The 23,610-nt window shown below is 72.4% G+C and carries 25 protein-coding genes; 15 read left to right on the top strand and 10 right to left on the bottom strand.

Going from position 1 to position 23,610, the window contains the following annotated elements; translation table 11 throughout:
• Positions 1-12: 12 nt before the first annotated feature.
• From MDN94_RS05700 to MDN94_RS05685, 4 genes are all read left to right on the top strand, one after another.
• Entirely contained in the window at positions 13-1,362 is a 1,350-nt protein-coding gene (locus MDN94_RS05700) for an MFS transporter (protein ID WP_482724869.1), read from the top strand.
• Positions 1,363-1,573: 211 nt separating this feature from the next.
• Complete coding sequence (gene thpR, locus MDN94_RS05695; RefSeq protein WP_482724868.1) at positions 1,574-2,143, top strand: RNA 2',3'-cyclic phosphodiesterase; 570 nt, start codon at positions 1,574-1,576, stop codon at positions 2,141-2,143.
• 261 nt (positions 2,144-2,404) lie between these two features.
• Positions 2,405-2,560, top strand: a complete 156-nt coding sequence (locus MDN94_RS05690; protein ID WP_482724867.1) for a hypothetical protein — start codon at positions 2,405-2,407, stop codon at positions 2,558-2,560.
• 332 nt (positions 2,561-2,892) lie between these two features.
• Positions 2,893-3,882 carry an aldo/keto reductase gene (locus tag MDN94_RS05685; protein WP_482724866.1) on the top strand — a complete coding sequence of 330 codons (990 nt, stop codon included), beginning with the start codon at positions 2,893-2,895 and terminating at the stop codon, positions 3,880-3,882.
• A gap of 186 nt (positions 3,883-4,068) precedes the next feature.
• On the opposite strand, the gene MDN94_RS05680 is transcribed toward MDN94_RS05685, so the two are convergent.
• Positions 4,069-4,593: a MarR family winged helix-turn-helix transcriptional regulator gene (locus MDN94_RS05680; RefSeq protein ID WP_482724865.1), complete on the bottom strand. Its 525-nt coding sequence runs from the start codon at positions 4,591-4,593 to the stop codon at positions 4,069-4,071.
• Between the two features lie 23 nt (positions 4,594-4,616).
• Here MDN94_RS05680 and MDN94_RS05675 point away from each other — a divergent pair, with 23 nt between their 5' ends.
• The 4 genes from MDN94_RS05675 (at position 4,617) to MDN94_RS05660 (ending at position 7,301) form a co-directional block, all read left to right on the top strand.
• Positions 4,617-5,126, top strand: a complete 510-nt coding sequence (locus MDN94_RS05675) for a carboxymuconolactone decarboxylase family protein (protein ID WP_482724864.1) — start codon at positions 4,617-4,619, stop codon at positions 5,124-5,126.
• 120 nt (positions 5,127-5,246) lie between these two features.
• Positions 5,247-5,711, top strand: a complete 465-nt coding sequence (locus MDN94_RS05670; RefSeq protein WP_482724863.1) for a hypothetical protein — start codon at positions 5,247-5,249, stop codon at positions 5,709-5,711.
• A 123-nt stretch (positions 5,712-5,834) separates the two neighbouring features.
• Complete coding sequence (locus tag MDN94_RS05665; protein WP_482724862.1) at positions 5,835-6,251, top strand: acyl-CoA thioesterase; 417 nt, start codon at positions 5,835-5,837, stop codon at positions 6,249-6,251.
• A gap of 141 nt (positions 6,252-6,392) precedes the next feature.
• Complete coding sequence (locus MDN94_RS05660; RefSeq protein WP_482724861.1) at positions 6,393-7,301, top strand: alpha/beta fold hydrolase; 909 nt, start codon at positions 6,393-6,395, stop codon at positions 7,299-7,301.
• Positions 7,302-7,331: 30 nt separating this feature from the next.
• Here MDN94_RS05660 and MDN94_RS05655 read toward each other — a convergent pair whose 3' ends face one another.
• From MDN94_RS05655 to MDN94_RS05645, 3 genes are read right to left on the bottom strand one after another with little or no spacing between them, the layout of a single operon-like run.
• Entirely contained in the window at positions 7,332-8,339 is a 1,008-nt protein-coding gene (locus MDN94_RS05655; protein WP_482724860.1) for a hypothetical protein, read from the bottom strand.
• A 34-nt stretch (positions 8,340-8,373) separates the two neighbouring features.
• A complete protein-coding gene (locus MDN94_RS05650) occupies positions 8,374-9,057 on the bottom strand; it encodes a GDSL-type esterase/lipase family protein (RefSeq protein ID WP_482724859.1) in 684 nt (227 codons plus the stop codon).
• A 34-nt stretch (positions 9,058-9,091) separates the two neighbouring features.
• Entirely contained in the window at positions 9,092-9,700 is a 609-nt protein-coding gene (locus MDN94_RS05645) for a TetR family transcriptional regulator (protein ID WP_482724858.1), read from the bottom strand.
• A gap of 96 nt (positions 9,701-9,796) precedes the next feature.
• Between MDN94_RS05645 and MDN94_RS05640 the strand changes: the two genes are divergently transcribed.
• Together MDN94_RS05640 and MDN94_RS05635 are read left to right on the top strand one after the other, a co-directional pair.
• Entirely contained in the window at positions 9,797-10,636 is an 840-nt protein-coding gene (locus tag MDN94_RS05640; RefSeq protein ID WP_482724857.1) for a class I SAM-dependent methyltransferase, read from the top strand.
• A gap of 32 nt (positions 10,637-10,668) precedes the next feature.
• Complete coding sequence (locus MDN94_RS05635) at positions 10,669-11,643, top strand: YncE family protein (RefSeq protein WP_482724856.1); 975 nt, start codon at positions 10,669-10,671, stop codon at positions 11,641-11,643.
• 36 nt (positions 11,644-11,679) lie between these two features.
• Here MDN94_RS05635 and MDN94_RS05630 read toward each other — a convergent pair whose 3' ends face one another.
• Complete coding sequence (locus MDN94_RS05630) at positions 11,680-12,441, bottom strand: TetR/AcrR family transcriptional regulator (protein ID WP_482724855.1); 762 nt, start codon at positions 12,439-12,441, stop codon at positions 11,680-11,682.
• Positions 12,442-12,490: 49 nt separating this feature from the next.
• Here MDN94_RS05630 and MDN94_RS05625 point away from each other — a divergent pair, with 49 nt between their 5' ends.
• Complete coding sequence (locus MDN94_RS05625) at positions 12,491-13,492, top strand: ATP-binding cassette domain-containing protein (protein WP_482724854.1); 1,002 nt, start codon at positions 12,491-12,493, stop codon at positions 13,490-13,492.
• A complete protein-coding gene (locus MDN94_RS05620; RefSeq protein WP_482724853.1) occupies positions 13,489-14,322 on the top strand; it encodes an ABC transporter permease in 834 nt (277 codons plus the stop codon). The genes MDN94_RS05625 and MDN94_RS05620 overlap by 4 nt, the downstream gene beginning before the upstream one ends.
• Here the strand turns inward: MDN94_RS05620 and MDN94_RS05615 are convergent.
• Entirely contained in the window at positions 14,312-14,941 is a 630-nt protein-coding gene (locus MDN94_RS05615; RefSeq protein ID WP_482724852.1) for a Uma2 family endonuclease, read from the bottom strand. The genes MDN94_RS05620 and MDN94_RS05615 overlap by 11 nt on opposite strands.
• A 210-nt stretch (positions 14,942-15,151) precedes the next feature.
• Between MDN94_RS05615 and MDN94_RS05610 the strand changes: the two genes are divergently transcribed.
• On the top strand, positions 15,152-15,517 hold the full coding sequence (locus MDN94_RS05610; RefSeq protein WP_482724851.1) for a cupin domain-containing protein: 366 nt from the start codon (positions 15,152-15,154) through the stop codon (positions 15,515-15,517).
• 105 nt (positions 15,518-15,622) lie between these two features.
• On the opposite strand, the gene serC is transcribed toward MDN94_RS05610, so the two are convergent.
• Together serC and MDN94_RS05600 are read right to left on the bottom strand one after the other, a co-directional pair.
• Complete coding sequence (gene serC / locus MDN94_RS05605) at positions 15,623-16,741, bottom strand: phosphoserine transaminase (protein ID WP_482724850.1); 1,119 nt, start codon at positions 16,739-16,741, stop codon at positions 15,623-15,625.
• A gap of 82 nt (positions 16,742-16,823) precedes the next feature.
• Entirely contained in the window at positions 16,824-17,450 is a 627-nt protein-coding gene (locus tag MDN94_RS05600) for a GTP-binding protein (RefSeq protein ID WP_482724849.1), read from the bottom strand.
• A 218-nt stretch (positions 17,451-17,668) separates the two neighbouring features.
• On the opposite strand from MDN94_RS05600, the gene MDN94_RS05595 reads away from it, so the two are divergent.
• Positions 17,669-20,485: an FAD-binding and (Fe-S)-binding domain-containing protein gene (locus tag MDN94_RS05595; RefSeq protein WP_482724848.1), complete on the top strand. Its 2,817-nt coding sequence runs from the start codon at positions 17,669-17,671 to the stop codon at positions 20,483-20,485.
• A gap of 359 nt (positions 20,486-20,844) precedes the next feature.
• Here MDN94_RS05595 and MDN94_RS05590 read toward each other — a convergent pair whose 3' ends face one another.
• Entirely contained in the window at positions 20,845-21,273 is a 429-nt protein-coding gene (locus MDN94_RS05590) for a pyridoxamine 5'-phosphate oxidase family protein (RefSeq protein WP_453458174.1), read from the bottom strand.
• A gap of 91 nt (positions 21,274-21,364) precedes the next feature.
• The gene (locus MDN94_RS05585; RefSeq protein WP_482724847.1) at positions 21,365-22,222 is read right to left on the bottom strand and encodes a LysR family transcriptional regulator; all 858 of its coding nucleotides are present in this window, start codon (positions 22,220-22,222) and stop codon (positions 21,365-21,367) included.
• Positions 22,223-22,320: 98 nt separating this feature from the next.
• Between MDN94_RS05585 and MDN94_RS05580 the strand changes: the two genes are divergently transcribed.
• Positions 22,321-23,298, top strand: a complete 978-nt coding sequence (locus tag MDN94_RS05580) for an EamA family transporter (protein WP_482724846.1) — start codon at positions 22,321-22,323, stop codon at positions 23,296-23,298.
• The last annotated feature ends 312 nt before the right edge of the window (positions 23,299-23,610 follow it).

Genomic DNA, 23,610 nt, shown 5'->3' with positions numbered 1-23,610 from the left:
AGGCGAACCCTTTTGAGTACGGGATCCGGAGCAGACTCCGCCCCCGCACCGACCGACCCCGACACCCTGTCCCCCCGGCACGACCGCAAGCAGAGCATGTTCAGCTCGCTGAAGATCCGTAACTACCGGCTCTTCGCCACCGGACAGGTCGTGTCCAATACCGGCACCTGGATGCAGCGCATCGCCCAGGACTGGCTGGTGCTCAGCCTGACCGGATCCGCGTCCGCCGTCGGCATCACCATCGCGCTGCAGTTCCTCCCCATGCTTCTCCTCGGCCTGTACGGCGGGGTGCTCGCGGACCGGCTGCCCAAGCGGCAGCTGCTGCTCGCCACCCAGGCCGCGATGGGCCTCACCGGCCTGGCGCTCGCCGTGCTCACACTCAGCGGCCACGTCCAGGTCTGGCACGTCTACCTGACGGCCTTCCTGCTCGGCCTCGTCACCGTCGTCGACAACCCGGCCCGGCAGTCGTTCGTCGCCGAGATGGTCGGCCCCGACCAGCTGCGCAACGCCGTCTCCCTCAACTCGGCCAACTTCCAGTCCGCGCGCCTCGTCGGACCTGCCGTGGCCGGTGTGCTGATCACCGCCGTCGGCAGCGGATACGCCTTCCTGCTCAACGGCCTCTCCTTCATCGCGCCCATCGCCGGACTGCTGATGATGCGGGCCCGCGAGCTCCACAAGGTCGAGCGCGCCCCGCGCGGCAAGGGCCAGCTGCGCGAAGGACTGCGGTACGTCGCCGGCCGGCCCGAGCTGATCTGGCCGATCGTCCTTGTCGGCTTCATCGGCACCTTCGGCTTCAACTTCCCGATCTGGCTGTCCGCGTTCGTCGACGACGTCTTCCACGGCGACGCCGGTACATACGGCCTGCTCAACACGCTGATGGCCGTCGGCTCCCTGGCCGGCGCGCTGCTCGCCGCCCGGCGCGGCACCTCGCGGCTGCGGCTGCTGGTCGGCGCCGCGGTGCTCTTCGGAGTGCTGGAGATCGTGACCGCCTTCGCCCCTGCGTTCTGGATCTTCGCGGTGATGATGGTCCCGATCGGCATGTTCGGGCTGACGGTCAACGTGACCGCCAACTCGAGCATCCAGATGGCGACGGACCCGCTGATGCGGGGCCGTGTGATGAGCCTCTTCATGATGGTCTTCACCGGCGGCACGCCGCTGGGCGCGCCGCTCGTCGGTTGGATCACCGACACGTACGGCGCCCGCGTCGGCTTCGCCGCGGGCGGCGCGGTGGCCGCGGTGGCGGCGGTCGGCGTCGGCGTGATGCTGGCGCGGGTCGGCGGCCTGCGACTGTCGGTGGGCTGGCACCGCGGGCATCCGCAGGTGCGGTTCGTGGAGCGAAAGAAGCTGACGAGGGTGGCGTAGCCCGGCGGCTCCGGCGTTGCCGGCAACTTCAGCCTCGCCGGCGTTTGAGGCGCGGGGGTGCGGTGGGGGGTCCCCAGGCCGCCAGGCGCAGGGGAGGAGCCCCCCGCACCCGCGCGGAGCGCGGTGGCGGGTCCGGGCCCAGCCTTCGGGAAGGGGCGGGGTGGGGAAAACGGCCCGCGCAGCGGAGCCCCCGCGCGGCACACTGAACCCCATGAGACTCTTCGCCGCCGTACTCCCGCCCCCCGCGGCCGTCGACGAACTCGCCACCGAGGTCGCAGTCCTCCGTCGGCTTCCCGAGTCCGGCAGTCTCCGCTGGACCGGGCACGCCGGGTGGCACTTCACGCTCGCGTTCATGGGGGAGGTCGCCGACGAGCTCGTGCCCGAGCTGCGGGAGCGGCTGGCGCGGGCGGCGCACAGGACGTCGGCGTTTCCGCTGCGGCTCCACCGGGGCGGGCGGTTCGGGCACCGTGCGCTGTGGGTCGGGGCGGCCGGCGATCTGGAGGAGATGCGGCTGCTGGCCGAGCGTTCGGACGCCGCTGCCCGCCGCGCCGGCGTGAGCATGGAGGAGCACCGCCGCTACCAGGCGCATCTGACGATCGCCCGGGCCCGTGACGCGGGTGACCTGCGTCCGTACGTCGAGGCGCTGGCCGAATTCGAGGGCACCCCGTGGCAGGTCGCCGATCTCGCCCTCGTACGCAGCAACCTGCCGGTCGGCGGAGTGGCGGGCGAGCAGCCCCGGTACGAAGTGGTCGGTTCCTGGCCCCTCGGGGGCGGGGGTTAACCTCGACGGGTGAATCCCAAGACCAGAAACCAGATCATGGCCGCGGCGCTGGTGCTGATGTTCGTGATCGTCGCCGTGTCCGCCGCCTTCGGCTGACGCGTCCGCGACCGGCCGGCCGAACACATGGGCAGGTATCCGCCTTCGCACGGCGATGAGCCGCCCGGCGCCGGGATCCGGCGCCGGGCGGCTCGCCGTCGAGGAGCCGTACATGCCGGGCGACGGACCGCCCTTGACGACCGGCGCGGGTGGCGGGAGCGTCCGGTGGACGTTGCGCGCGCCCGGCGGGACGCCGAGCGGACCCGTCGTCGTGGGCGGCACCGTCCATGTGCGGGCGACCGGGTGTACGCGACGACCTGGCGGGACCGGCTGTACGTCGCCGAGGCCGGCGGGCGCGCGGGCTGCGGCGACTGCGCCTGAGCGCGCCTGACGGCCGGGCGGTGCACCCGGAGGAGATCGCGGCGGGCCACCGGCACCCTGTTCGTCTGTGACGGGGACACGGTCGGGGCCGTCCGCTGCGGCCGGCTGCTGTGGGCGGCGGCCTCGAGCGTCTGGGAGCGGCCGGTCCCGCTGGGAGCCCACCGGGTGCTGTTCCTTGCGTCGAGCCGGGACGGGGCCGGGGGCTCCTGCAACCGCGCGGACGCGGAGACCGGGCGCCGGGGCCGACCTCGCGCCCGGTGTCCCTCAGGACCAGTCCTTGCGCGGAAATGGTGCTTGCTTCGAGCGCGCTCGAAGGCGTTGGCTAGGACGTCATGAAGTACACGCAGCTCGGACGCACCGGACTCAAGGTCAGCCGACTCGTCCTCGGCACAATGAACTTCGGCCCCCAGACCGACGAGGCCACGAGCCACGGCATCATGGACTCGGCCCTCGGCGCGGGCATCAACTTCTTCGACACGGCCAACGTCTACGGGTGGGGCGAGAACAAGGGCCGCACGGAAGAGATCATCGGAAGCTGGTTCGCCAAGGGCGAGGGCCGCCGTGACAAGGTCGTGCTCGCCACCAAGGTGTACGCGAACATGGGCACGGACGGTGAGGCCTGGCCCAACCACGACAAGCTCTCGGCGCTCAACATCCGCCGTGCGGTGGACGCTTCGCTCAAGCGCCTGCGGACCGACCACATCGACCTCTACCAGTTCCACCACATCGACCGGAGCACCCCGGTCGAGGAGATCTGGCAGGCCATCGACGTACTGATCCAGCAGGGCAAGATCCTCTACGCGGGTTCCTCCAACTTCCCCGGCTGGAAGATCGCCCAGACCAACGAGACGGCCCGCCGTCTCGGTTCGCTGGGCCTGGTCAGCGAGCAGTGCCTGTACAACCTGGCCGAGCGCCGCGCCGAGATGGAGGTCATCCCGGCCGCCCAGGAGTACGGCCTCGGCGTCATCCCCTGGTCGCCGCTGCACGGCGGACTGCTCGGCGGGGTGCTCAGGAAGGAGAACGAGGGCTCCCGGCGGGCGACGGGCCGCAGCGCGGACGCACTGGCCGACACGGCCGTGCGGGAGAAGGTGCAGGCGTACGAGGACCTGCTCGACAAGCACGGCCTGGAGCCCGGTGAGGCGGCACTCGCCTGGCTGCTGACCCGTCCGGGCGTGACGGGCCCGATCGTCGGCCCGCGCACGGCGGAGCAACTGGAGTCGGCGCTGCGCGCGCTGGAGGTGGAGCTGAGCGAGGAAGTGCTCACGGGTCTCGACGAGATCTTCCCCGGGCCGGGCCCCTCCCCGGAGGCCTTCGCCTGGTGACCTCGGCCGCCGCTCCCTGCCGGGAGTGGCGGCCCACGCCCGCCTCACGCGCGGGGGAAGTCGGCGGTGGTGAGCGTGAGGCCGGCGGGGGTGCCGGTGAGATCGAGGTCCGTGCCCAAAGGCGACGGCCGTCTCCGTCGTGCGGTCGCCCGCCTTCGGGTCGGTGCAGCACGGAACCGGAACGCGTCAGGCGCCGCTCAGCCAGCCCGCCGCGTCCAGGCGGATGCTGCCCGGAGGGGTGAGTGTGCGCAGGGCGGATTCGAGGTCGCGCAGGCGGTCGGCGCCGATTGCCCGCGCCCATTCCGCGCGCAGTTCGTCGAAGATCGCCGCCGAGCGGGCGAGCGCGTCGAATCCGTGCGGGGTGAGACGGATCAGCTTGCGGCGGGCGTCGGCCGGATCGTCGGCGCGTTCCGCGTAACCGAGGGAGAGCAGGCGGTCGATGGTCTTGCCGGCCGCCTGTTTGGAGATGCCGAGGCGTCGGCCGAGGTCGCTGGCGCCGGCCCCTTCCGCGCCGATGGCCTGCATGGCGAAGCCGTGGGCGGGCCGTACGTCGGGGTGGCCCTGCTCGGCCAGTTCGGCGTGCAGCCTGTCGATGAGCGAGCGGAACCCGGCGAAGAGGAGCAGGGGCAGCTCGTAGCCGGGCGGGTCCGCAATCGTCTTGCGCTGTTCGACAACCTGGTTTACGTTCTCGGAGAGCGGTTCGTCAACCATGTTGTCCATTGTAGGAGCCGGCCATGTTCACCGAGCACACCCTGGAATCCGCCCCGCCCGCGTCCCGCCGTGCCATGGAGGCCACCGCCAAGCGGCTCGGCCGTCTGCCGTCGGCAGTCGCCAGACTCGCCGAGTCACCCCACCTGCTGGAGGGCTTCCTCAAGCTGAGCGCCGCCTTCGAGACGACGACGCTCGACCCGGTGGCCCGTGAGGTCGTCGTCATGACGGTCGCCGCACGCAACGAATGCCATGTGTGCGTGGCCATGCACACCGGAAAACTGCGCATGCTCGGCGCCGACGAGGAACTGATCGCGGCGCTGTCCGAGCAGCGTGTGCTGCACGACGAACGGCTCGAGGCGGTACGGCGGTTCACGCTCGAGGTGTTCCGTACCGCCGGCGCCGTCGGGGACGAGGAGCTGCGCGACTTCCTGGCGCACGGCTTCACCTCGCAGAACGCGCTGGAGGTCGTCATGGGCATCGGCGCGTACACGATGTCGACGTTCGCGAACCGGCTGACGCGGGCCGCGCTCTGAGGAGGGGCGGGATCCGGCCGTTGTGGGCCGGGGGTGCCGTGTCCTACTTCCCTTCCCGGGTCGTACATGCCGCAATGCCCTCACCAGCCCGTGACCCCCCACACGAAGGCGGATTCCCCCATGAGTAACTCTCTGAAGAACAGCACCCTGCTCGCCGGCGCCGCCCTGGCCGCCGCCACCCTCGCCATGGCGCCCGCCGCCCACGCGGTGACGCCCGAGACGGCGACCCTGTCCTTCGACTGCGGCTCGTACGGCTCCGGCACCGCCACCCTCAAGGCCGCACAGGACGGGACGGCCGCGACCATCGACCTCTCCACGACGGCCGTCACCGCACCCCTGCCCATCGGTGCGAACCGCGTCCGGTCCACGCTCACCCTGTCCAGGAACGGCACGGACACGGCCACGTTCACCGGCAGCTCCAACCCGGCGATCCCCGCGGGCGGCGCCGTCTCCACCGGCCCGCTCGACGGCACGGTCGCGGCCGGCGACAGCCTCGAGGCGAAGAGCCTGACCGTCGTGGTCTTCGGCATCACCGCCGAGTGCACGGCCACGTCTTCGCAGAGCCCGGGTCCGTTCGTCTTCTGACACCGGTCCCTGCTGCTCGCGGCCCGGCCCACGACCCCACCGAGGGCCGGGCGCGCACGGCCCGCTGTCCCACGGCCCCCGCCGGCGGGAATACCGGCCCGGACCACCCTTGTTGCCGTCGGCATGACCTTCTTCGCCGACGTGACCGTGCGGGGCTACGAGCTCGACACGCAGGGCCATCTGAACCAGGCCGTCTATCTGCAGTACGCCGAGCACGCACGCTGGGAACTGCTCCGTGCCGCCGGTCTGCCGCAGGAGAAGCTGCTCGCCAGCGGCGTGGGGCCGGTCGCCCTCGAAGTGACGGTCAAGTTCCTGCGCGAGCTGCGCGGCGGCGACGAAGTCCGGGTGACCTGCCGGTTCGTCTACGAGGAAGGCAAGACCTTCACCGTCGAGCAGCAGATCGTCAAGGACGACGGCACGGTCGCCGCCGAGATCTCCGGCGTGGCGGGCATGCTCGACCTCACGACCCGCAGGCTGATCGCCGACCCGCGCGCCCACCTCGCCTCCCTGGCCGACAACCCGGACCTGCTCACCGGCTGACGCCGAAGGCGTGGAACCGGCCCGGCGCCGGCCGAAGGATCAAGTACCGGCCAGGAAACACCCTCCAGCTCCCCTGGCGGAACCGACGCCCGCGCGGATTCGTTGGCGCAAGCGCCGGTTGCGAGATCTGGAGGGGAAGTCGTGGACGACGCGGTTGTCGAGGCCGTCCGAGCGTTGGTGCCTGGCGGGGCGCTGCGCGGCGAACTGGACCGGCACGGCCGGAAGTTGCGCTGGATCGAGGCGGGCGAGGGCGAGCCGGCGGTAGTGCTGGACGCCCCGAGCGCCGGGTCGTCGATGATGTGGACGCCGGTGCTGGCGCCTCTCGCCCGCTGCACCCGGGTGATCGCGTACGACCGGGCGGGACTCGGCCTGAGCGACCGGGTTCCCCGGCTCTCGCTCGACTCGGCCGTCGAGGATCTCACCGCGCTGCTCTCACGGACCGGCGGCGGTCCCTGCGTCCTCGTCGGCAACAGCTGGGGCGGCCAGCTGGCCGAGCTCGTGGCGTGGGCCCGGCCGGACCTGGTGGCGGGGCTCGTGCTCCTCGACCCCTCGCACGAGGAGTTCCAGCCGTGGGCCGGACGGATGGCCGAAGGAACGTACGCGCGTCAGCTCGCGATCCGTACCTCTCTCCGGCTCACCGGCCGGTCGAACCACCGGCATGCCGTGCGTGAGGCATCCCGCGCGTCCGACGATCCGCGGGTGCGGGACCTGCTGGTCACCGCCTGGCTCGCCGCCTCCGGAGGCCGGCAGCAGGTGCGTACAGCCGTCGACGAGTACCGCATGATCGTCAAGGCCACGCCCGAGATCCGGCGCCGCCGCGCCGCGTCGGGACTGCCGGACGTGCCCGTGACGGTCCTCAGCGCGAGCCGGGGGATGCCGAAGGGGATGCGACGCCGGTGGACGGAGCTCCAGAAATCCGTGGCCGCGTCCGTGGCGGGCGGGGAGCACGCCGTGGTTCCGGCCGCGGGACACTACATCCAGAGCAGCAGGCCGGACGTCGTCACCCAGGCGGTGCTCGCCGTCCTGGAGCGGGCCGGGCGCACCGGCTGAGACCCTCGCGGCAGGGGCGGCGTCGGGGTTTCAGCCCGGGAGCTTCAGGTCCATGCAGCCGCGTTGCCCGGCCGAGCGTTCGGCGAAGCCCTTGAGGGCCGCTCGGGCGAAGTCCTCGACGTCCTCGTGGACGTAGACCGTGCTGGAGATCGTGAAGACCGCGCGGGCGCTGGTCCCGGGGCACTCGGCGGTGGCCCAGAGGAAGTCGCTGCCGTTGCGGCCCGCGTCCTGGCCGGGCTCGGCACCCGGGTACCAGGCCTGTGCGAAGGGGCCGAAGTAGGCGCGGACCTGGAACAGCTCCTCGGCGCGGGCCTTGGTCTCGCCGAGCACGCAGCTCTCCGTCACCAAGGAGTCCGCCGTCGGCGTCTCCTTGATCCAATGGACGGTGTCCATGTCGCGCATCGGGATGCCGGCGCACGTTCCGTTCGCCTCGAAGCGGGACTTCTCCTCCGGCTCCGCGGGGACGGAAGGTATCCGGCCGCCGGGCTCGGCCTCGCAGTTCCAGTGCTCGGCCGCCCGGACCGCGGTGGCAGAGGCGAGTTCGGCGGTGGTGCGGCCCGCCACCGCCCGGCCGCGGCCGGCCGTACCGACGACGACGGACGCGTCCTTGTTGCGGCAACTCAGCACCACGGCGGTGCTGTCGAGGTCGTTGTAACCGTGCCAGCCGCCGCCCAGCGACATCGGCAGGGTGCCGGTCCTGCTCGAGCGCAGCTCGTCGAACACGCCGCGGGCGCCGTCGTCGTCGCGGGCGGATTCCGGGATCAGGGCGATGGTGAGCGTCGTCTTCCCGACCACGCAGAACTCGTAGCCGTCGGACCCGCCGTGGTGCAGGTCGTTCGGCAGTCCCTGCTCCGTGTCGTAGCCGGTGAAGACCGCCGACTCCTCGGGCGGGATCAGGCCCTGGCAGTACGTCGCCAGCTTGTTTTCGTAGCGCCAGCGCTTGCCCGTGTCGCTGAGCCGGTACCAGCCGTAGCCCGCGACGACGGCGAGTGCCAGCGGCAGCGCCACGTAAAGCGCCAGGCGGTGTATGACGGCCATCTGCGTGCACCCAAATTCTCTGCGGCGTGGCCGCTCAGGCGGCGACGCCGTACGCCCCGCCCAGTCCCCATGCCTGGTGCATGGCCGTGGCGAACGCCCCGGCCAGTTTTATCTCGCCACTCGGGCCGGGGTGGGTGCCGTCGTAGGTGTCGGTGTCGAGGTCGTACGACGGCGGGTGCGAGGCCAGCAGCAGCGGCGACGCGGACGTGTCCAGGTCGGCCACCGCCTTGGCGAGCAGGTCGTTGAACCTTTCGCACTCGGCGGCGAAGGGCCGGTCGGACCGGGCGCGGATGTTCGGGATGACCGGGAGCATGACGATCCGGACGCGCGGGTTGGCCAGGCGGGCCTGCCCGATGAACTCCCTTACGTTCCGGGCGGTCTGGTCGCTGTCCGTGTAGAAGCCGAGGTCTATCAGGCCCAGCGAGACCAGGAGGACGTCGGCCCCCTCCGCGGCGAGGGTCCCGCGGATCAGGGGAGCCATGTGCAGCCAGCCCTCGCCCCAGCCGGCCAGATGGCGGCGGGCGGGGCCGGGGAAGCCGGGGTCAGCGTACCGGTGGGACACGGGCGCGTTCGCCTCCGTGTCGTACAGCTCGCGGCGCGGGCCCACGATCTCGAAGGGCTCGCCGAGTGCGGTGAGGTGCTGCCACATCCGGTAGCGCCAGGTGAAGTCGCCGGCGCGTCCGATGGTCATGGAGTCGCCGACGAACAGGAATCGCATGGTCGACATCATCGCTGAACCCACCGGTAACCCGTCACTGGTGTGCCATGTGAGGCCCGCCACCCGCCAGTGCCGCGACAAGTCGCCGGATCTGCGCGTGGGGGTCCGGAGTGCCCGGGTGGCTCGTCATCAGCAGGTGGTGGACCGTGCCGACGAGCGCGAGGGCGACGGACTCCGCGTCGAGCCGGCCGTCGACGCGGCCGAGGCGCTGTTCGGCCCGCAGGTACGCGGTGACCGCTTCCTGGACGGTGGTGAAGCCCGGTGCGCCCGCCGCCATCGCCTCGCGGAAGCGGATCGCGACGCCGGGGCGGGTGAGGGCCAGCCCGGAGACGGTCGGCCCCGTGGAGGTGAACAGCGCGGTGGCGACCTCGGTGAGGTTCGCGGTGACGGTGTCCTCGCCCGCCCGTGAGGGGAGCCGGTCCGCCAGGGCAGCCGTGCGGGCGAGCCGGTCGAGGACCAGTTCGGCGACGAACTCGTCGAGCCCGCCCGCGAAGTGCGCGTGCAGCAGCCCCTTGGAGCAGCCCGCCTCCTCGGTGACGGCCCTGCTGGTCAGGGCGCCGGGGCCGCCCTCGGCCACGACTCGTTCCGCCGCGGCGAAGAGGCGTTCGCGGGCGTCGGGGACGGCTACTCCACGGGGTGACATCCAGGGCCTTCCGGGTCTTCTGCGTGGCGCGATGGACAGAATGGGCGAGCGCCCATACTGTTTGGGCATACGCCCATTCTAGCGGGAGGCAGCGTCGTGGAACACATCGTGAACACCGAGCAGGAGCAGGCCTGGAACGGGTACGAGGGCACCCACTGGGCCCGCAACCAGGACCGCTGGGACGTCGTCAACCAGGGCTTCAACGAGGCGCTGCTCGCTGCCGCCGCCCTCGGCCGCGGGGACTCGGTCCTCGACGTCGGCTGCGGCGCCGGCGCCACCACCAGGCTCGCGGCCCGCCGCGCGGCCGACGGGCACGCCACCGGCCTGGACCTGTCCCGGCCGATGCTGGAGCGCGCCCGGGAGTCCGCGCGCGCCGAACACCTCCTCAACGTGAGCTTCGAGCACGGCGACGCCCAGGTCCATTCCCTCGAGGGCCGGGGTTTCGACGTGGCGATCAGCCGCTTCGGCGTGATGTTCTTCGCCGACCCGGTGGCCGCCTTCGCCAACATCGGCGGCGGCCTGCGCACCGGCGGCCGTGCGGCGTTCCTCGTCGCCGGCGGGGACGGCAACGAGTGGATCCAGGCGCTGGCCGGCCTGCGGGACCTGCTGCCGATGGGCGGCTTCGGCGCCACCGGCGGGCCCGGCATGTTCTCCCTGGCCGATCCCGGCCGCGTCCGCGAGGTCCTCACGGCAGCCGGGTTCACCGGCATCGCGGTCGAGCCCGCCGAGGCGTACGGAACATGGGGACGTGACGCCGAGGACGCCACCGCGTTCCTCATGGGCTCGGGACCCGGCCGCCATCTGCTGAGCCAGGTCGACGAGGCGACCGGCGAGCGGGCCCGGCGCCGGCTCACGGACATCCTGCGGCCGTACGAGAAGGACGGCGCCGTCCGGCTGCGCAGCACGGCGTGGCTGGTCACCGCCGTACGCCCGTAGGAGACGCCCGGCCGGGATGGCAGGCTTGGGGCATGCGTTCGCTTCCGTACGTCACCGGCCTGGCGGCCGCGCTCGTGCTCGCCGCCGCCTGCCCCGTCGCCGCGGCCGACGGCGGGCCCGAGGGGTTCACCATCAAGGACCCGCGGATCACCGAGTCCAGCGGGCTCGCGGCGAGCCGGGCGCACCCCGGGATCTACTGGACGCACAACGACCAGGACCGACCGCGGATCTTCGGCGTCGACTCGGCGACGGGCGAGACGGTGGCGACGATCACCCTGCGCGGCGTCGGCGAGCCGAGGGACATGGAGGCGATCTCCGTGGGCCCCGACGGCAACATCTACGTCGGTGACATCGGCGACAACCTCGACGGCAGCTGGGACCACGTCTGGATCTACCGCTTCCCCGAGCCGGAGCGGCTGCGCGACCAGACCGTCACCGCCACCCAGTTCGACGTGAAGTACGCGGACGGCGCCCGCAACGCCGAGGCGCTGATGGTGCATCCGAAGACCGGCCGCGTCTACATCGCCTCGAAGAACGAGGACGGCGGCGGTCTCTACGAAGGCCCCGCCACGCTCGACGCCAAGGCCACCAATGTCTTCCGGCGGATCGGGGAGGTGCCGTGGGTGACCGACGGCGCCTTCTCGCCGGACGGCACGGAACTGGTGCTCCGCTCCTACTTCAGCGCCCGCGGCTACGAGTGGAAGGACGGCCGCCTCGGGGCCGACCACCGTGTCCGCGCGCCGATCCAGGGCCAGTCGGAGTCGGTGACGTACACGACGGACGGCACGGCGCTGATGATCGGCACCGAGGGGGAGCAGAGCCCCGTCGAGCGGGTGCCGGTCGAGAAGGAACCGGGCTCCGGAGGCGAGGCGAAGAGTCCCGGCGCGCCGGCGGACGGCGGGAAGGCCGCCGGGAACGACGAGAAGGGCGACGTGACGACGTACGGCCTGCTCGTGCTCGGCGGCGGCGCGGTGCTGGTCCTCGCGCTGCGTCGGCGACGGGGCTGAGGCGTTCGGCCGCGGGCCCGTCGGGCCCCGCGGCCGTCAGGCGTCCTTCGCCCGTACGCGGACCAGCGTCTCGAACCCCTCGACCAGGCGTTCGAGGCCGAAGGCGAAGTGGTCGAAGTCCGAGGTGAAGGCGTCCTCCGACAGATGCGCCAGGGTCGGATACTCGCCGCTGACCATGGCCTTCGACAGGAACGGCTCCTGAGCGCGCCAGAACTCCTCCTCGCTCTGCCCGGTCTCCTTCGCCGCCTCCGCGGCGTCGAGCTCCATGCGCGCGATGCCGGTGACGAAGCTCTGCACCGCGATGATCACGGAGATCAGCTCCGGGTCCGTCAGCCGCATGTTCCTCAGCGCGAACAGTGAGGCGTCCAACCCCCGTACGGCGCTGGGGCCGAGGACCGTACGCGACTGGTTGACCTTCAGCAGCCAGGGGTGCGCCCGGAACAGCTCGAGGTGGGCGCGGCCCATCGCGCGTACGGCGTCCTGCCAGGTGTCGGACTCCGGCGGGTGCGCGTCGTTCTCCAAGGGCTCGCCCATGACGCGGTCGAGCATCAGGTCGAGCAGCTCGGCCTTGCCGGGCACGTAGCGGTAGAGGGACATCGTGCCGGTGCCCAGCTCGGTGGAGAGGCGGCGCATGGAGACGGCGGCAAGGCCCTCCGCGTCGGCGATCTTGATCGCGGCGCCGACGATCCGGTCGAGGGTCAGGCCCGGCTTGGGGCCGCGTGAGGGTCGCTCGCCGGTGCCCCAGAGCAGTTCGAGGCTGCGCGAGACGTCTTTGCTGCCGCTCGTCTCAGTCGTCATGGGGTCAGCGTAATCGCCTGGACAGAAACTGAGTACGGTGTACCCTCATATGGGTACGCCGTACTCAGTTGACTCGTCTCGGAGGGGCTCAGTGGACGAATACGCCGTCTCGGCAGAAGGACTGGAGAAGCGGTACGGGGACAAGCGGGCCCTCGACGGCTTCGATCTCGCCGTGCGCCGGGGCACCGTGCACGGCCTGCTCGGACCGAACGGCGCCGGCAAGACCACCGCCGTCCGGGCCCTCGCGACCCTGCTGCGGTTCGACGGCGGCCGGGCGCGGGTGGCAGGCGCCGACGTGCGGCGCGAACCGCGGCAGGTGCGCCGGCGCATCGGCCTCACCGGCCAGTACGCGGCGGTCGACGAGGTGCTGACCGGCCGGCAGAACCTGGAGATGTTCGGCCGCCTCTTCCATCTCGGCGGCAGGCGCGCCGCGTTGCGAGCCACCGAACTGCTGGCGCGGTTCGACCTGGTGGAGGCAGGCGACAAGGGCGTGGGCACGTACAGCGGCGGAATGCGCCGCCGGCTCGACCTCGCCGCGTCGATGATCCTCGCACCCGATGTGCTGTTCCTCGACGAACCGACGACCGGACTCGACCCCCGTTCGCGCGGCGAGGTGTGGGACGCGGTGCGCCGGCTCGTCGCAGGCGGCACGACCGTCCTGCTCACCACCCAGTACCTCGAGGAGGCCGACCGGCTCGCCTCCCGCATCACCGTCATCGACCAGGGCCGGGCCATCGCCGACGACACGCCCGACGGCCTGAAGAACAGGGTCGGCGGCGACCGGATCGAGGTCGTCGCGCGCGAGGCGGCCGACCTCCCGGCGATCGCCAAGACCGTGGCCCGGGTCGCCGACACCGACCCGACCACCGACGAACCGGAACGCCGGATCCACGCACCGGTGACCGACCGGGTCGCGGCCCTCACCGAGGTCGCCCGCACCCTTCAGGACGAACGGATCCCCGTGGAGGACATCGGGCTGCGCAGGCCCAGCCTGGACGACGTGTTCCTGCGCCTGACCGGACACGGCACACAGACCCAGGAGGCGGCGTGAGTACGACGGACCTGGTGGACCTGAGCCTCGACGACGGGCACGGGCGCGCCTACTGGGCGGTGGCCGACTGCTGGAACGTGGTCCGGCGCGGACTGACCCACTACCGGCGCCAGCCCGTCCTCATCGCCTGGCAGCTCGGCTTCCCGATCATCTCCGTGCTGCTCTACGGCTACGTCTTCGGCGGCGCGATGAAGTCGCCCGACGGCGGCAGCGTCCGTGACTTCCTGATGCCGGGCATGTTCGCCATGACGATGGCCTTCGGCTTCATGAACACGGCCATGGCCGTGGTCACGGACGCGACGAAGGGCGTGATCGACCGCTTCCGTTCGATGCCCATGGCGCCCTCCGCCGTGGTCACCGGCCGGGGCGTCAACGACCTGATCGTCGCCTGCGCCGAGCTGACGATCCTCGCGGCGACCGCCTTCGCGATGGGCTGGCGCACGGACGCCGGACCGCTGAAGGCAATCGCGGCGTTCGCACTGCTGCTGCTCCTGCGGTTCTGCCTGATCTGGGTGGGCATCCTGCTCGGCCTGCTCGTCCCCACCCCGGAGGCGGCCGGCGGCCTGTACGCGGTGGCCTTCCCGCTGACCATGATCTCGAGCGTCTTCGTGCCACCGTCGACGATGCCGGACTGGCTGGGCACCATCGCTGCCTGGAACCCGATCTCCTCCACGGCCGCGGCGGCCCGCGAGCTGTTCGGCAACCCGGTCGCGAGCGACGGCAGCTGGATCCAGGAGAACTCGCTGCTCATGGCGGTGGTGTGGCCGATCATCGTCACGGCGGTCTTCGCACCGCTCGCGGTGCGGCGCTTCCAGCGGCTCAGCCGTTGACGTCGTCGGACCGGCGAGGCGCCCCGGCCTTCAGCAGTTCGGCCGCGTCGAGCTTCACCTCGGCACCGATCGAGGCGGGAAGGGCGATCTGCTGGCCCGGGGCGTAGACCTCATGGCTGTCGTACTCGCTGGTGAGCGGGTTGGTGAGCACGTGGATCCTGGTGTGCTTGCGGTCGACGATCACATAAACGGGGACCTTCGCCTGGGCGTAGGCGATGACCTTGTTCCGGAGGTCGTTGCGGTAGTTGCTGGAGGTGACCTCGACGACGAGCCGGAAGACGGCGGGGTCGTAGCAGTTGTTCCGGACCAGATGCTCGTCGATGTCGGCGTCGACAACGGCGAGATCCGGGATGGCGTAGTCCTCGGGGCCGTCCGGCAGCCACAGCCCCACACCCTGGAGTACCTCGGTCTCACCGCCGTCCAACCCGGCCAGCATGAACGGGCGCATGAGTTTGGTGAGTGCCCTGGCATGCGCACTGTCCGGAGAGGGAGTCACGGTGAGGATGCCTCCGATGATCTCGACGCGATGGCCGGGGAGCAGCTCCATGAGGCGATTCGCCTCTTCGAGCAGCGTCGGCGGCTCGCCGTCACAGGGGTGCTCGACTGCTGCGGCAGACATGCGGGCCTCCTGGTGGCTGGTGTCGAGAGCATCATCGTAGGACGCGGCACCCACCGGCGTCCGTTAGGCGGATCGTCACACCATCGAGCGGTCATGCACGGGGCCGCTGACCGGCGCGGTTCCGTGCTGCCTCGACCGTGGGGGCCGCCGGGGCGAGACTGGAAGAGGCCGGGGAGCGCGAGTCGACCGGTCCCGGCCGTGGAGGCGATCATGACCGCGACCACGCGCGAGGAGACCCCCGTCGTACTCGAGGGCGGCGGTGTGGAGCTGAGGATGAAAGAGGCCGGCGGCGGTCTGTCCGTCGCCTACATCCATCTGCCCAAGGGCACGGACATGGGCCCCGCGCTCAAGGGGATGCCCGGGGACCTGTGCCAGTGCCCCCACTGGGGATTCCTGTTGAACGGCCGGATCAGGATGCGGACCGCTTCGGGTGAGGAGACCTACGAGGCGGGCCAGGCGTACTACTGGTCGCCCGGCCACGCTCCGGAGGCCATGGAGGACACCGACGTGGTGGAGTTCTCGCCGACGGCGGAGTTCGCCGAGGTGATCGACCACATCAAGGCGCAGTCGGGGTGAGGGACCGCGGCGACAAGGCGCACTCGGGGTGAGGGACCGCGGCGACGCGGGTGACACGAAGGGCCCGGCGTCACGGACGCCGGGCCCTTCGTGTCACGGCCGGTGCTAGAGCTTCTCGATCACGTGGTCGATGCACGCCGTCAGCGCCTCGACGTCCGCCGGGTCGATCGCCGGGAACATCGCCACGCGCAGCTGGTTGCGGCCCAGCTTGCGGTACGGCTCGGTGTCGACGATGCCGTTCGCGCGCAGTGCCTTGGCGACCGCGGACGCGTCGATCTCGTCGGCGAAGTCGATCGTGCCGATGACCTGCGAGCGCTTCGCCGGGTCGACGACGAACGGGGTCGCGTACTTGGACGCCTCCGCCCAGCCGTACAGGGTGCGCGAGGAGGTCGCGGTGCGGCGGACGGACCAGTCGAGGCCGCCCTGGCCGTTGATCCACTTCAGCTGCTCGTTCAGCAGGAAGAGGGTGGCCAGCGCCGGGGTGTTGTACGTCTGGTTCTTCAGCGAGTTGTCGATCGCCGTCGGCAGCGAGAAGAACTCCGGGACGTGCCGGCCGGAGCCGTGCACGCGGGCCGCGCGCTCGAGGGCGGCGGGGGAGAAGACGCCGATCCACAGCCCGCCGTCCGAGGCGAAGGACTTCTGCGGGGCGAAGTAGTAGACGTCCGTCTGCGCGATGTCGACCGGCAGGCCGCCCGCGCCGGAGGTGGCGTCCACCAGGACCAGCGCGCCGTCGTCGGCGCCGGCGACCCGCTGGATCGGGGCGGCGACACCGGTGGAGGTCTCGTTGTGGGTGAAGGCGTAGACGTCGACGCCCGCCTCAGCCTGCGGCTCCGGGTGGGTGCCCGGGTCGGAGGAGATGACCGTCGGGTCCGCCAGCCACGGCGCGAGCTTGGCGGCCTTGGCGAACTTGGAGGAGAACTCGCCGAACGACAGGTGCTGGGACTTGTTCTCGATCAGGCCGTGGGTCGCGATGTCCCAGAAGGCGGTGGACCCGCCGTTGCCGAGAATCACCTCGTATCCCTCGGGGAGGGAGAACAGCTCACGCACGCCGTCACGGACCTCGCCGACCAGGTTCTTGACCGGGGCCTGGCGGTGGGACGTGCCGAGGAGGGAGGTGCCGGTGGCGGCCAGCGCGTCCAGCGCCTCCGTACGCACCTTGGAGGGGCCCGCGCCGAAACGGCCGTCGGCGGGCTTGATGTCAGCGGGAATCTGGATATCAGCCACGTTCGGAGCGTATACCGCTCCGGCCGCGGGGCGGGGACGTGGTCCGGCGGCTGAGACGGGGCGCGCGCCCCCCGCCGCCGGGTCAGACACCGTGGCCGCCGCGGAGTGCGTGCAGATGTTCCACCAGGGCGATCAGCACGAACTTGCTGGACGAGTGGTCGCGGGCGTCGAACTCGACGAGCGGCACGCCGGGCGGGAGGGCGAGCGTGGCACGGATCTCCTCCTCCGAATGGAAGGGGCCGCCGAAGTCGTTGACGGCGATGATGAACGGCGTGCCGTGGTGCGTCAGACGGTCTATCGCGTACCAGGCGTCGGTCAGGGCCCGCGTGTCGATGAGGACGACGGCGCCGGTGGTACCGCGGAGCAGGCGGTCCCACAGGAAGCGGAAACGTTCCTGTCCGGGGGTGCCGAACAGATAGAGGACCCTCTGCTCGTCGATCGTGATGCGGCCGAAGTCCAGTGCGACCGTCGTCGCCGTCTTGGCCGGGACCCGGACGGCGGCGTCGCTCACGGGGGTGGCCGCGCTCATCGCCGCCTCCGTGTGCAGCGGACGTATCTCGCTGACCGAACGCACCATCGTCGACCGGCCGGCGCCGAAGCCGCCGACCACAGCGATCTTGAGCGCGCGGAAGTCCGCGCCGTCGCCCACGGGGGCGTCCGCGCCCGCGAGCGCGCTTCCGGGGGTCGCCCGGGTCTTGGCGCGGGTCATCGTTTCTCGGAGGTGCCGGTCATCGAGTGGTGCCTTCCGGGGTGACGGGGGGCGCAACTGGAGCCGCTGCTTCCTGGCGAAGTCGTCGTCACTATAGGAGGCTTGACGATCAGTTGGGGAAGGGCGTGGCGCTTCCCACTTCACGGAGGCGCACAACGTGTGCAAGTGACACGTTTCCTGCCGGTGCGTCGGCGGCCGGAGGAGTCATCCTGGAGCGCATGGCTGAACACACCAGGGATACGGGCGAACTGGCCCGCGCGCTCAAGGCCGCGGTCGGCGGCGACGTGGACTTCTCGGCCGCCGCCCGGGCCCTGACGACCATGGACGCCTCGAACTACCGGCGGGTCCCGGTCGGTGTCGTCGCCCCCCGAGACGCCGACGACGTGGCCGCGGTGCTCGAGGTGTGCCGGCACCACACAGTCCCCGTCGTGCCGCGCGGCGGCGGCACCTCCATCGCCGGTCAGGCCACCGGCACCGGTGTCGTCCTGGACTTCACCCGCCACATGAACAAGGTCCTGGCCGTCGACCCGCAGGAGCGGACCGCCCGTGTCCAGCCCGGGGTCGTACAGGCCCGGCTCCAGGACGCCGTACGGGGGCACGGTCTGCTCTTCGGCCCCGATCCTTCGACGCACAGCCGCTGCACGCTCGGCGGGATGATCGGCAACAACGCGTGCGGATCCCACTCCGTCGCCTGGGGGACCACGGCCGACAACGTCCACGCCCTGTCGGTCCTCACCTACGCGGGCGTCCGCCACCGGCTCGCCCGGGGCGGTCCGCCGGACGACGCCCCGCCCGGCCTGACCGACCTCGTCGACCGCAACCTCGCCCTGCTGCGCACCGGCTTCCCCGACGGCATGCCGCGCCGCATCTCCGGCTACGCGCTCGACGCGCTGCTGCCGGAGAAGGGCACCGACCTCGCCCGCGCGTTCTGCGGCAGCGAGGGAACCCTCGCCGTGCTCACGGAGGCGACCGTGCGCCTCGTGGCCGCCCCGGCCGCCCGGGCGCTGGCCGTCATCGGCTACCAGGACGAGAGCGCCGCCGCGGAAGCCGCCGCCGGCCTCCTGCCCCACGGCCCGCTCACCGTCGAAGGCATGGCGGAGGACCTGGTGCCCGCCGGCCACGGTCTGCCGCGCGGCGGCGCGTGGCTGTTCGTCGAGACGGGCGGCGACAGCGCCGCGGAGGCGCGGGACCGGGCGGAGCGGATCATGCGGGCCGCCGACGCCCTCGACGGCGCCGTCGTCGACGACCCGGCCGCCGTACGCGCCCTGTGGCGGCTGCGGGAGGACGCGTCGGGCGCCGCGACCCGGCGGGCCGACGGAGGCGAGGCGTGGCCCGGCTGGGAGGACTGCGCCGTGCCGCCCGCCCGCCTCGGCGCCTATCTGCGCGACTTCCGCGCCCTGCTGGCGGAACACGGCCTGCGCGGCACCCCCTACGGGCACTTCGGCGACGGCTGCGTCCATGTCCGCATCGACTTCGACCTGTTGAGCAAGGACGGCGTCCGCCGCTTCCGCGCCTTCTCCGAGCAGGTCGCCTCCGTCGTCGTCGCCCACGGCGGCTCCCTGTCGGGCGAGCACGGCGACGGCCAGGCCCGCGCCGAACTGCTGCCCAAGATGTACGGGGACGAACTGGTGGGCCTCTTCGGCAGGTTCAAGGACCTGTGGGACCCGGCCGGCGGCATGAACCCGGGCATGCTCGTACGTCCCGCGCCGCTGGACGCGAACCTGCGTTTCGCGGTGCTCCCCGCCCGGCCCGTCGACGTCGCCTTCGGCTACCCGCACGACGGCGGCGACTTCGCGGGCGCGGTGCGCCGCTGCGTCGGCGTCGCCAAGTGCCGCACCGAGGACGCCGCCGCGGGCGGCGGCCTGATGTGCCCCTCGTACCGGGCCACCGGCGAGGAGCGGCACTCCACCCGGGGTCGGGCACGGCTGCTGCACGAGATGCTCGCCGGGGAGATCGTCACCGACGGCTGGCGCTCGCCCGAGGTGCGGGACGCGCTCGATCTGTGCCTGTCCTGCAAGGGCTGCCGGAGCGACTGCCCGGTCGGCGTCGACATGGCCACCTACAAGGCCGAGTTCCTGCACCATCACTACAAGGGCCGGCGCCGCCCCGCCGCCCACTACGCCATGGGCCGTCTCCCGCAGTGGCTGCGCGCCGCGGCCCCCCTCGCGCCGCTGCTGGGCGCCGCGGCCCGGGTGCGGCCGCTGGCCGCGCTCGCCAAACGGCTCGCCGGCATCGCGCCGGAACGGGAGCTGCCGCGCCTGGCGCGCGGGACGCTGCGCCGCCGGCTGCGCGGGCGGCGGCCTGCCGGCAGGCCCGCGGCCGTGCTGTGGCCGGACACCTTCACCGACCACCTCTCGCCGCACGTCGGAGAGGCGGCGTGGCGGGTCATGGAGGCGGCGGGCATCGGGATCGCACTGCCGGCCGGGCGGGTCTGCTGCGGACTCACCTATGTCTCGACCGGCCAGCTGGACCTGGCGCGCACGGTCATGCGGCGCACGCTCGACGTCGTCGAGCCGCTGCTCGCACGCGGGATGCCCGTCGTGGTGCTGGAGCCGAGTTGTGCGGCCGCCCTGAAGACCGATCTGCCCGAGCTGCTCGGCGACGACCCGAGGTCGGCCCGGCTGGCGGCGTCGGTGCGGACCTTCGCACAGGCCCTGGAGGAGTGCGCCCCCGGCTGGGAACCGCCGCGGATCGACCGCCCGGTGGCGGGCCAGACCCATTGCCACCAGCACGCCGTCCTCGGTGACGCGGCGGAACGCCGCCTGCGTGCGCGGGCGGGCCTTCAGGGCGCCTTGAGCGGAGGCTGCTGCGGTCTCGCGGGCAACTTCGGGTTCGAGAAGGGGCATTACGAGGTGTCGGTGGCGTGTGCGGAGGAGCAGCTGCTGCCCGCCGTGCGCTCGGCCACCGCGGGCACCGAGCTGCTGGCCGACGGCTTCTCCTGCCGCACCCAGCTCGAGCAGCTCGCCGGCCGCCGGGCCCGGCACCTCGCGGAGGTTCTGGCGGAGGGTCTGGACGAGGGACCGGCCACGACGTGACGCCCCGGCATCCGGCAGGATGGGCGGCCGGCCAGTAAGGAGCGGATGCCATGCGCAAGACCGTCGGGCGGACCGGCGTCGTAGGTCTGCTGGCGCGGTCCTGCGCGGTCCTGCTCCTGGCCGCGCTGGTGGGCCAGTTGCTGGTGTCCGCGATCGCGGTGGACCCGGTCGACCCGGCGGACAAGGGCCTCGGGTCGTTCGTCGTCTCGGTGCTGCGCGGCGGAACGGCCGGGTCGCTCGGTGCGGCGCTGTGCGTCGCGGCCGTCCTGCTGCTGGTGGTGGCCGGACGGGGCGCCAGGGCGACCGTCAGGCGCATGGCGGGCCGCCGGCGGAAGGGGGAAGCGGCGAAGGCGGGCGTCTCAGCCGAGCTGCGCGGGGGAGACCTCGACGACATGGGGCGGCTCCTGGGTGAAGTCGCTGTACCGAACCCACGTCGGGCGCACCCGCACATGGGTGATCCCCGGCCAGGAGAGCCGGTCCCTGCCGTCCGGGTACACGCGGAAGTAGCACTCCTGGAGGCGCGTCAGCTCGTCGCCGGCGGGGAAGTCCGCGAGCCCCTCGATCTGCACGGTGATCGCGTCGTCCCAGCCGATCACGAGGGCGATACGCGGGTCGGCCCGCAGGTTGAGGCTCTTGCGGGTCGTCTCGACGGTGTCGAAGACGATCTCGAGGTCGTCGCTGACGGCGAATCCGACGACCGCCGCCTGAGGTGATCCGTCCGGTGCGGCCGAGGCCTGGACCGCGAGCCTGTTCCTGCGGAGGAACCACACCAGCTCGTCGCGCTTCATACGACCTGCCTATCACGGGCCGCGCCGGGCGGCTCGGCGCTCGTCTCAGGCAAGGCCGGCACCCCGGCCCGTCCCGCCCGGACGGTGTGCGTCAGCGCGGCCGGGCCACCGCTCTGGCCAGCGCGACGAGTTGACGCACGGCGGGGTGCGGCGAGGCGCTGCGCCAGGCGAGGAAGACGGGCACCCGAGGGGCATCCGACAACGGCAGGTAGGTCACACCCCCGTGCGCGTGCATCTGGGCGGTGGAGGCGGCCGAAGCGCCCACGCCGCGGCCCGCGGCGATCGCGGTGAGCCAGTCGTCCGTGTTGGCGACCGTGATCGTCGCCGTGGGCCGGATCTCCGGCGGCCACAGGTCCAGGGTGGTCAGGCCGGACACCGTGTTCAGCACGACCGGGCCGGCCGCCAGGTCGGCCAGCGTCAGCGAGGCCGCCGCCGCGCGGGGGTCGTCCGACGGCACGGCGGCCACACGGGGCTCCGTGAACAGCAGCTCGGTGGCGAGGCCGGGGGTGTCCACGGGCCCGCGCAGTACGGCGGCGTCGACCTCGCCGCGGGCGAGCCCCGCCGTACGGTCGTCGACCCGCAGCAGTTCCAGGGGTACGTCCGGGCGCTCGCGCTGCCACCGGCGCAGCAGCGGGGTCGTGTACGGCCCGAGGGCCGACCAGGCGTGCCCGAGGCGCAGGGGCCGGTGCTGGAGCCGACCGGTGTCGAGCGCGTCGTCGAAGGCGGCGACGGCCACGGCCGCCTTGTCGCGGAAGACGCGGCCCGCCGCCGTGAGGGCGACATGGTGAGTGGAACGGTCGACCAGCCGGACGCCCACGTGCCGCTCCAGCGAGGCGAGCGCGCGCGAGACGCTGGGCTGGGTGAGGCCGAGCCGGGCGGCCGCCCTGGTCACGCTCGACTCCTCGGCGACGGCCAGGAAGCAGCGGAGATGGCGCAGCTCGATGCTCATACGCGTGGAGCATAACCGCAGCGAGAAACGCATTTCACGCGCGGCGCACCGATCCGTAGCTTGGGGAGGGCAAAGGGCGACGGTTCAGGGAGGCCGGGGTGAAGGACGCGCAGTCCGCGGGCACGGGCACGGGGGCGCAGGCCGGTGCCGCGGCGGTGGTGCTGCCGGAGGCGGCGGGCGCCGCGGCGCAGGGTCCCGCCGGGGCGCCGCCGTCCGGTGCCCGGCGGTCCCTCGGGCCCGTCGCGCTCGTCGTCGCGGGCGGGCTCTCCGTGCAGTTCGGGGCCGCCGTCGCCGTGATGCTGATGCCGCGGGCCGGTGCGCTGGGCGTCGTCACGCTACGGCTGGTGCTCGCGGCCCTGGTGCTGTTCGTGATCTGCCGGCCGCGTCTGCGCGGACACTCCCGCACCGACTGGGCCACCGTGATCACCTTCGGTGCCGCCATGGGCGGGATGAACATGCTCTTCTACCAGGCCGTCGACCGGATCCCGCTCGGCGCGGCGGTCACGCTCGAGGTGCTGGGACCGCTCGCCCTCTCCGTGATCGCGTCCCGGCGGCTGGTGAACCTCCTGTGGGCGGCACTGGCGCTCGGCGGTGTGGTCCTGCTCGGCGGCGGCGGCTTCGACCGGCTCGACCCCGTCGGTGCCGCGTTCGCCCTGGCTGCGGGCGGCATGTGGGCGGCGTACATCATCTTCAGTGCCCGCACGGGGCGGCGTTTCCCGCAGGCGGACGGGCTGGCGCTGGCGATGGGCTTCGCCGCGCTGCTGAGCCTGCCGTTCGGCCTGATGGAGGCGGGGTCGCGGCTGTTCGTGCCCTCGACGCTGGGGCTGGGGCTGGCGGTGGCGCTGATGTCGTCGGTCCTGCCGTACACCCTGGAGCTGCTGGCGCTGCGCAGGCTGCCCGCTGCGACGTTCGCTGTGCTGATGAGCCTGGAGCCGGCGATCGCCGCGGCGGCCGGGTTCCTCCTGCTGAGCCAGGCGCTCTCGCCGGCGGAGGGGCTGGCGATCGTGCTGGTCGTCGCGGCGAGCATGGGCGCGGTACGGACCCAGGCGGCCGCGAAGCGGGCGCCCGGGGCGTGACGCGCCGGAACGGCCCCCGCCGTTGTCGGCGGGCTGTTCCGTCCGGCCGTCCGGGCGCCAGGGTTCTACGTTTCGAACGGCGGGGCGCGACGGGCCGGCCGGACCGGGAGAGGGGCGATCGGCTCCCCGCGTCGAGGGGCGTCGGTGTCGCCCGCAATGGGCTTCGCGCCGAACTGCCCTTGCGGTTCACAGAGAATCAATTCTGCGATGCCACGCGGTCGACCTGCGGTTCGGTGCATCCGCAGGTCGGCGACCGGACTTAATCAAAGCAAGCATGCTTGCTTGTTTCCGAGGGTGCTGCCATGCTCCGGG

The organism is Streptomyces sp. WAC00040, from assembly GCF_056835925.1.
The sequence above is the reverse complement of the archived record's forward strand: the minus strand, read 5'-3'. Positions and strand labels throughout refer to the sequence as shown.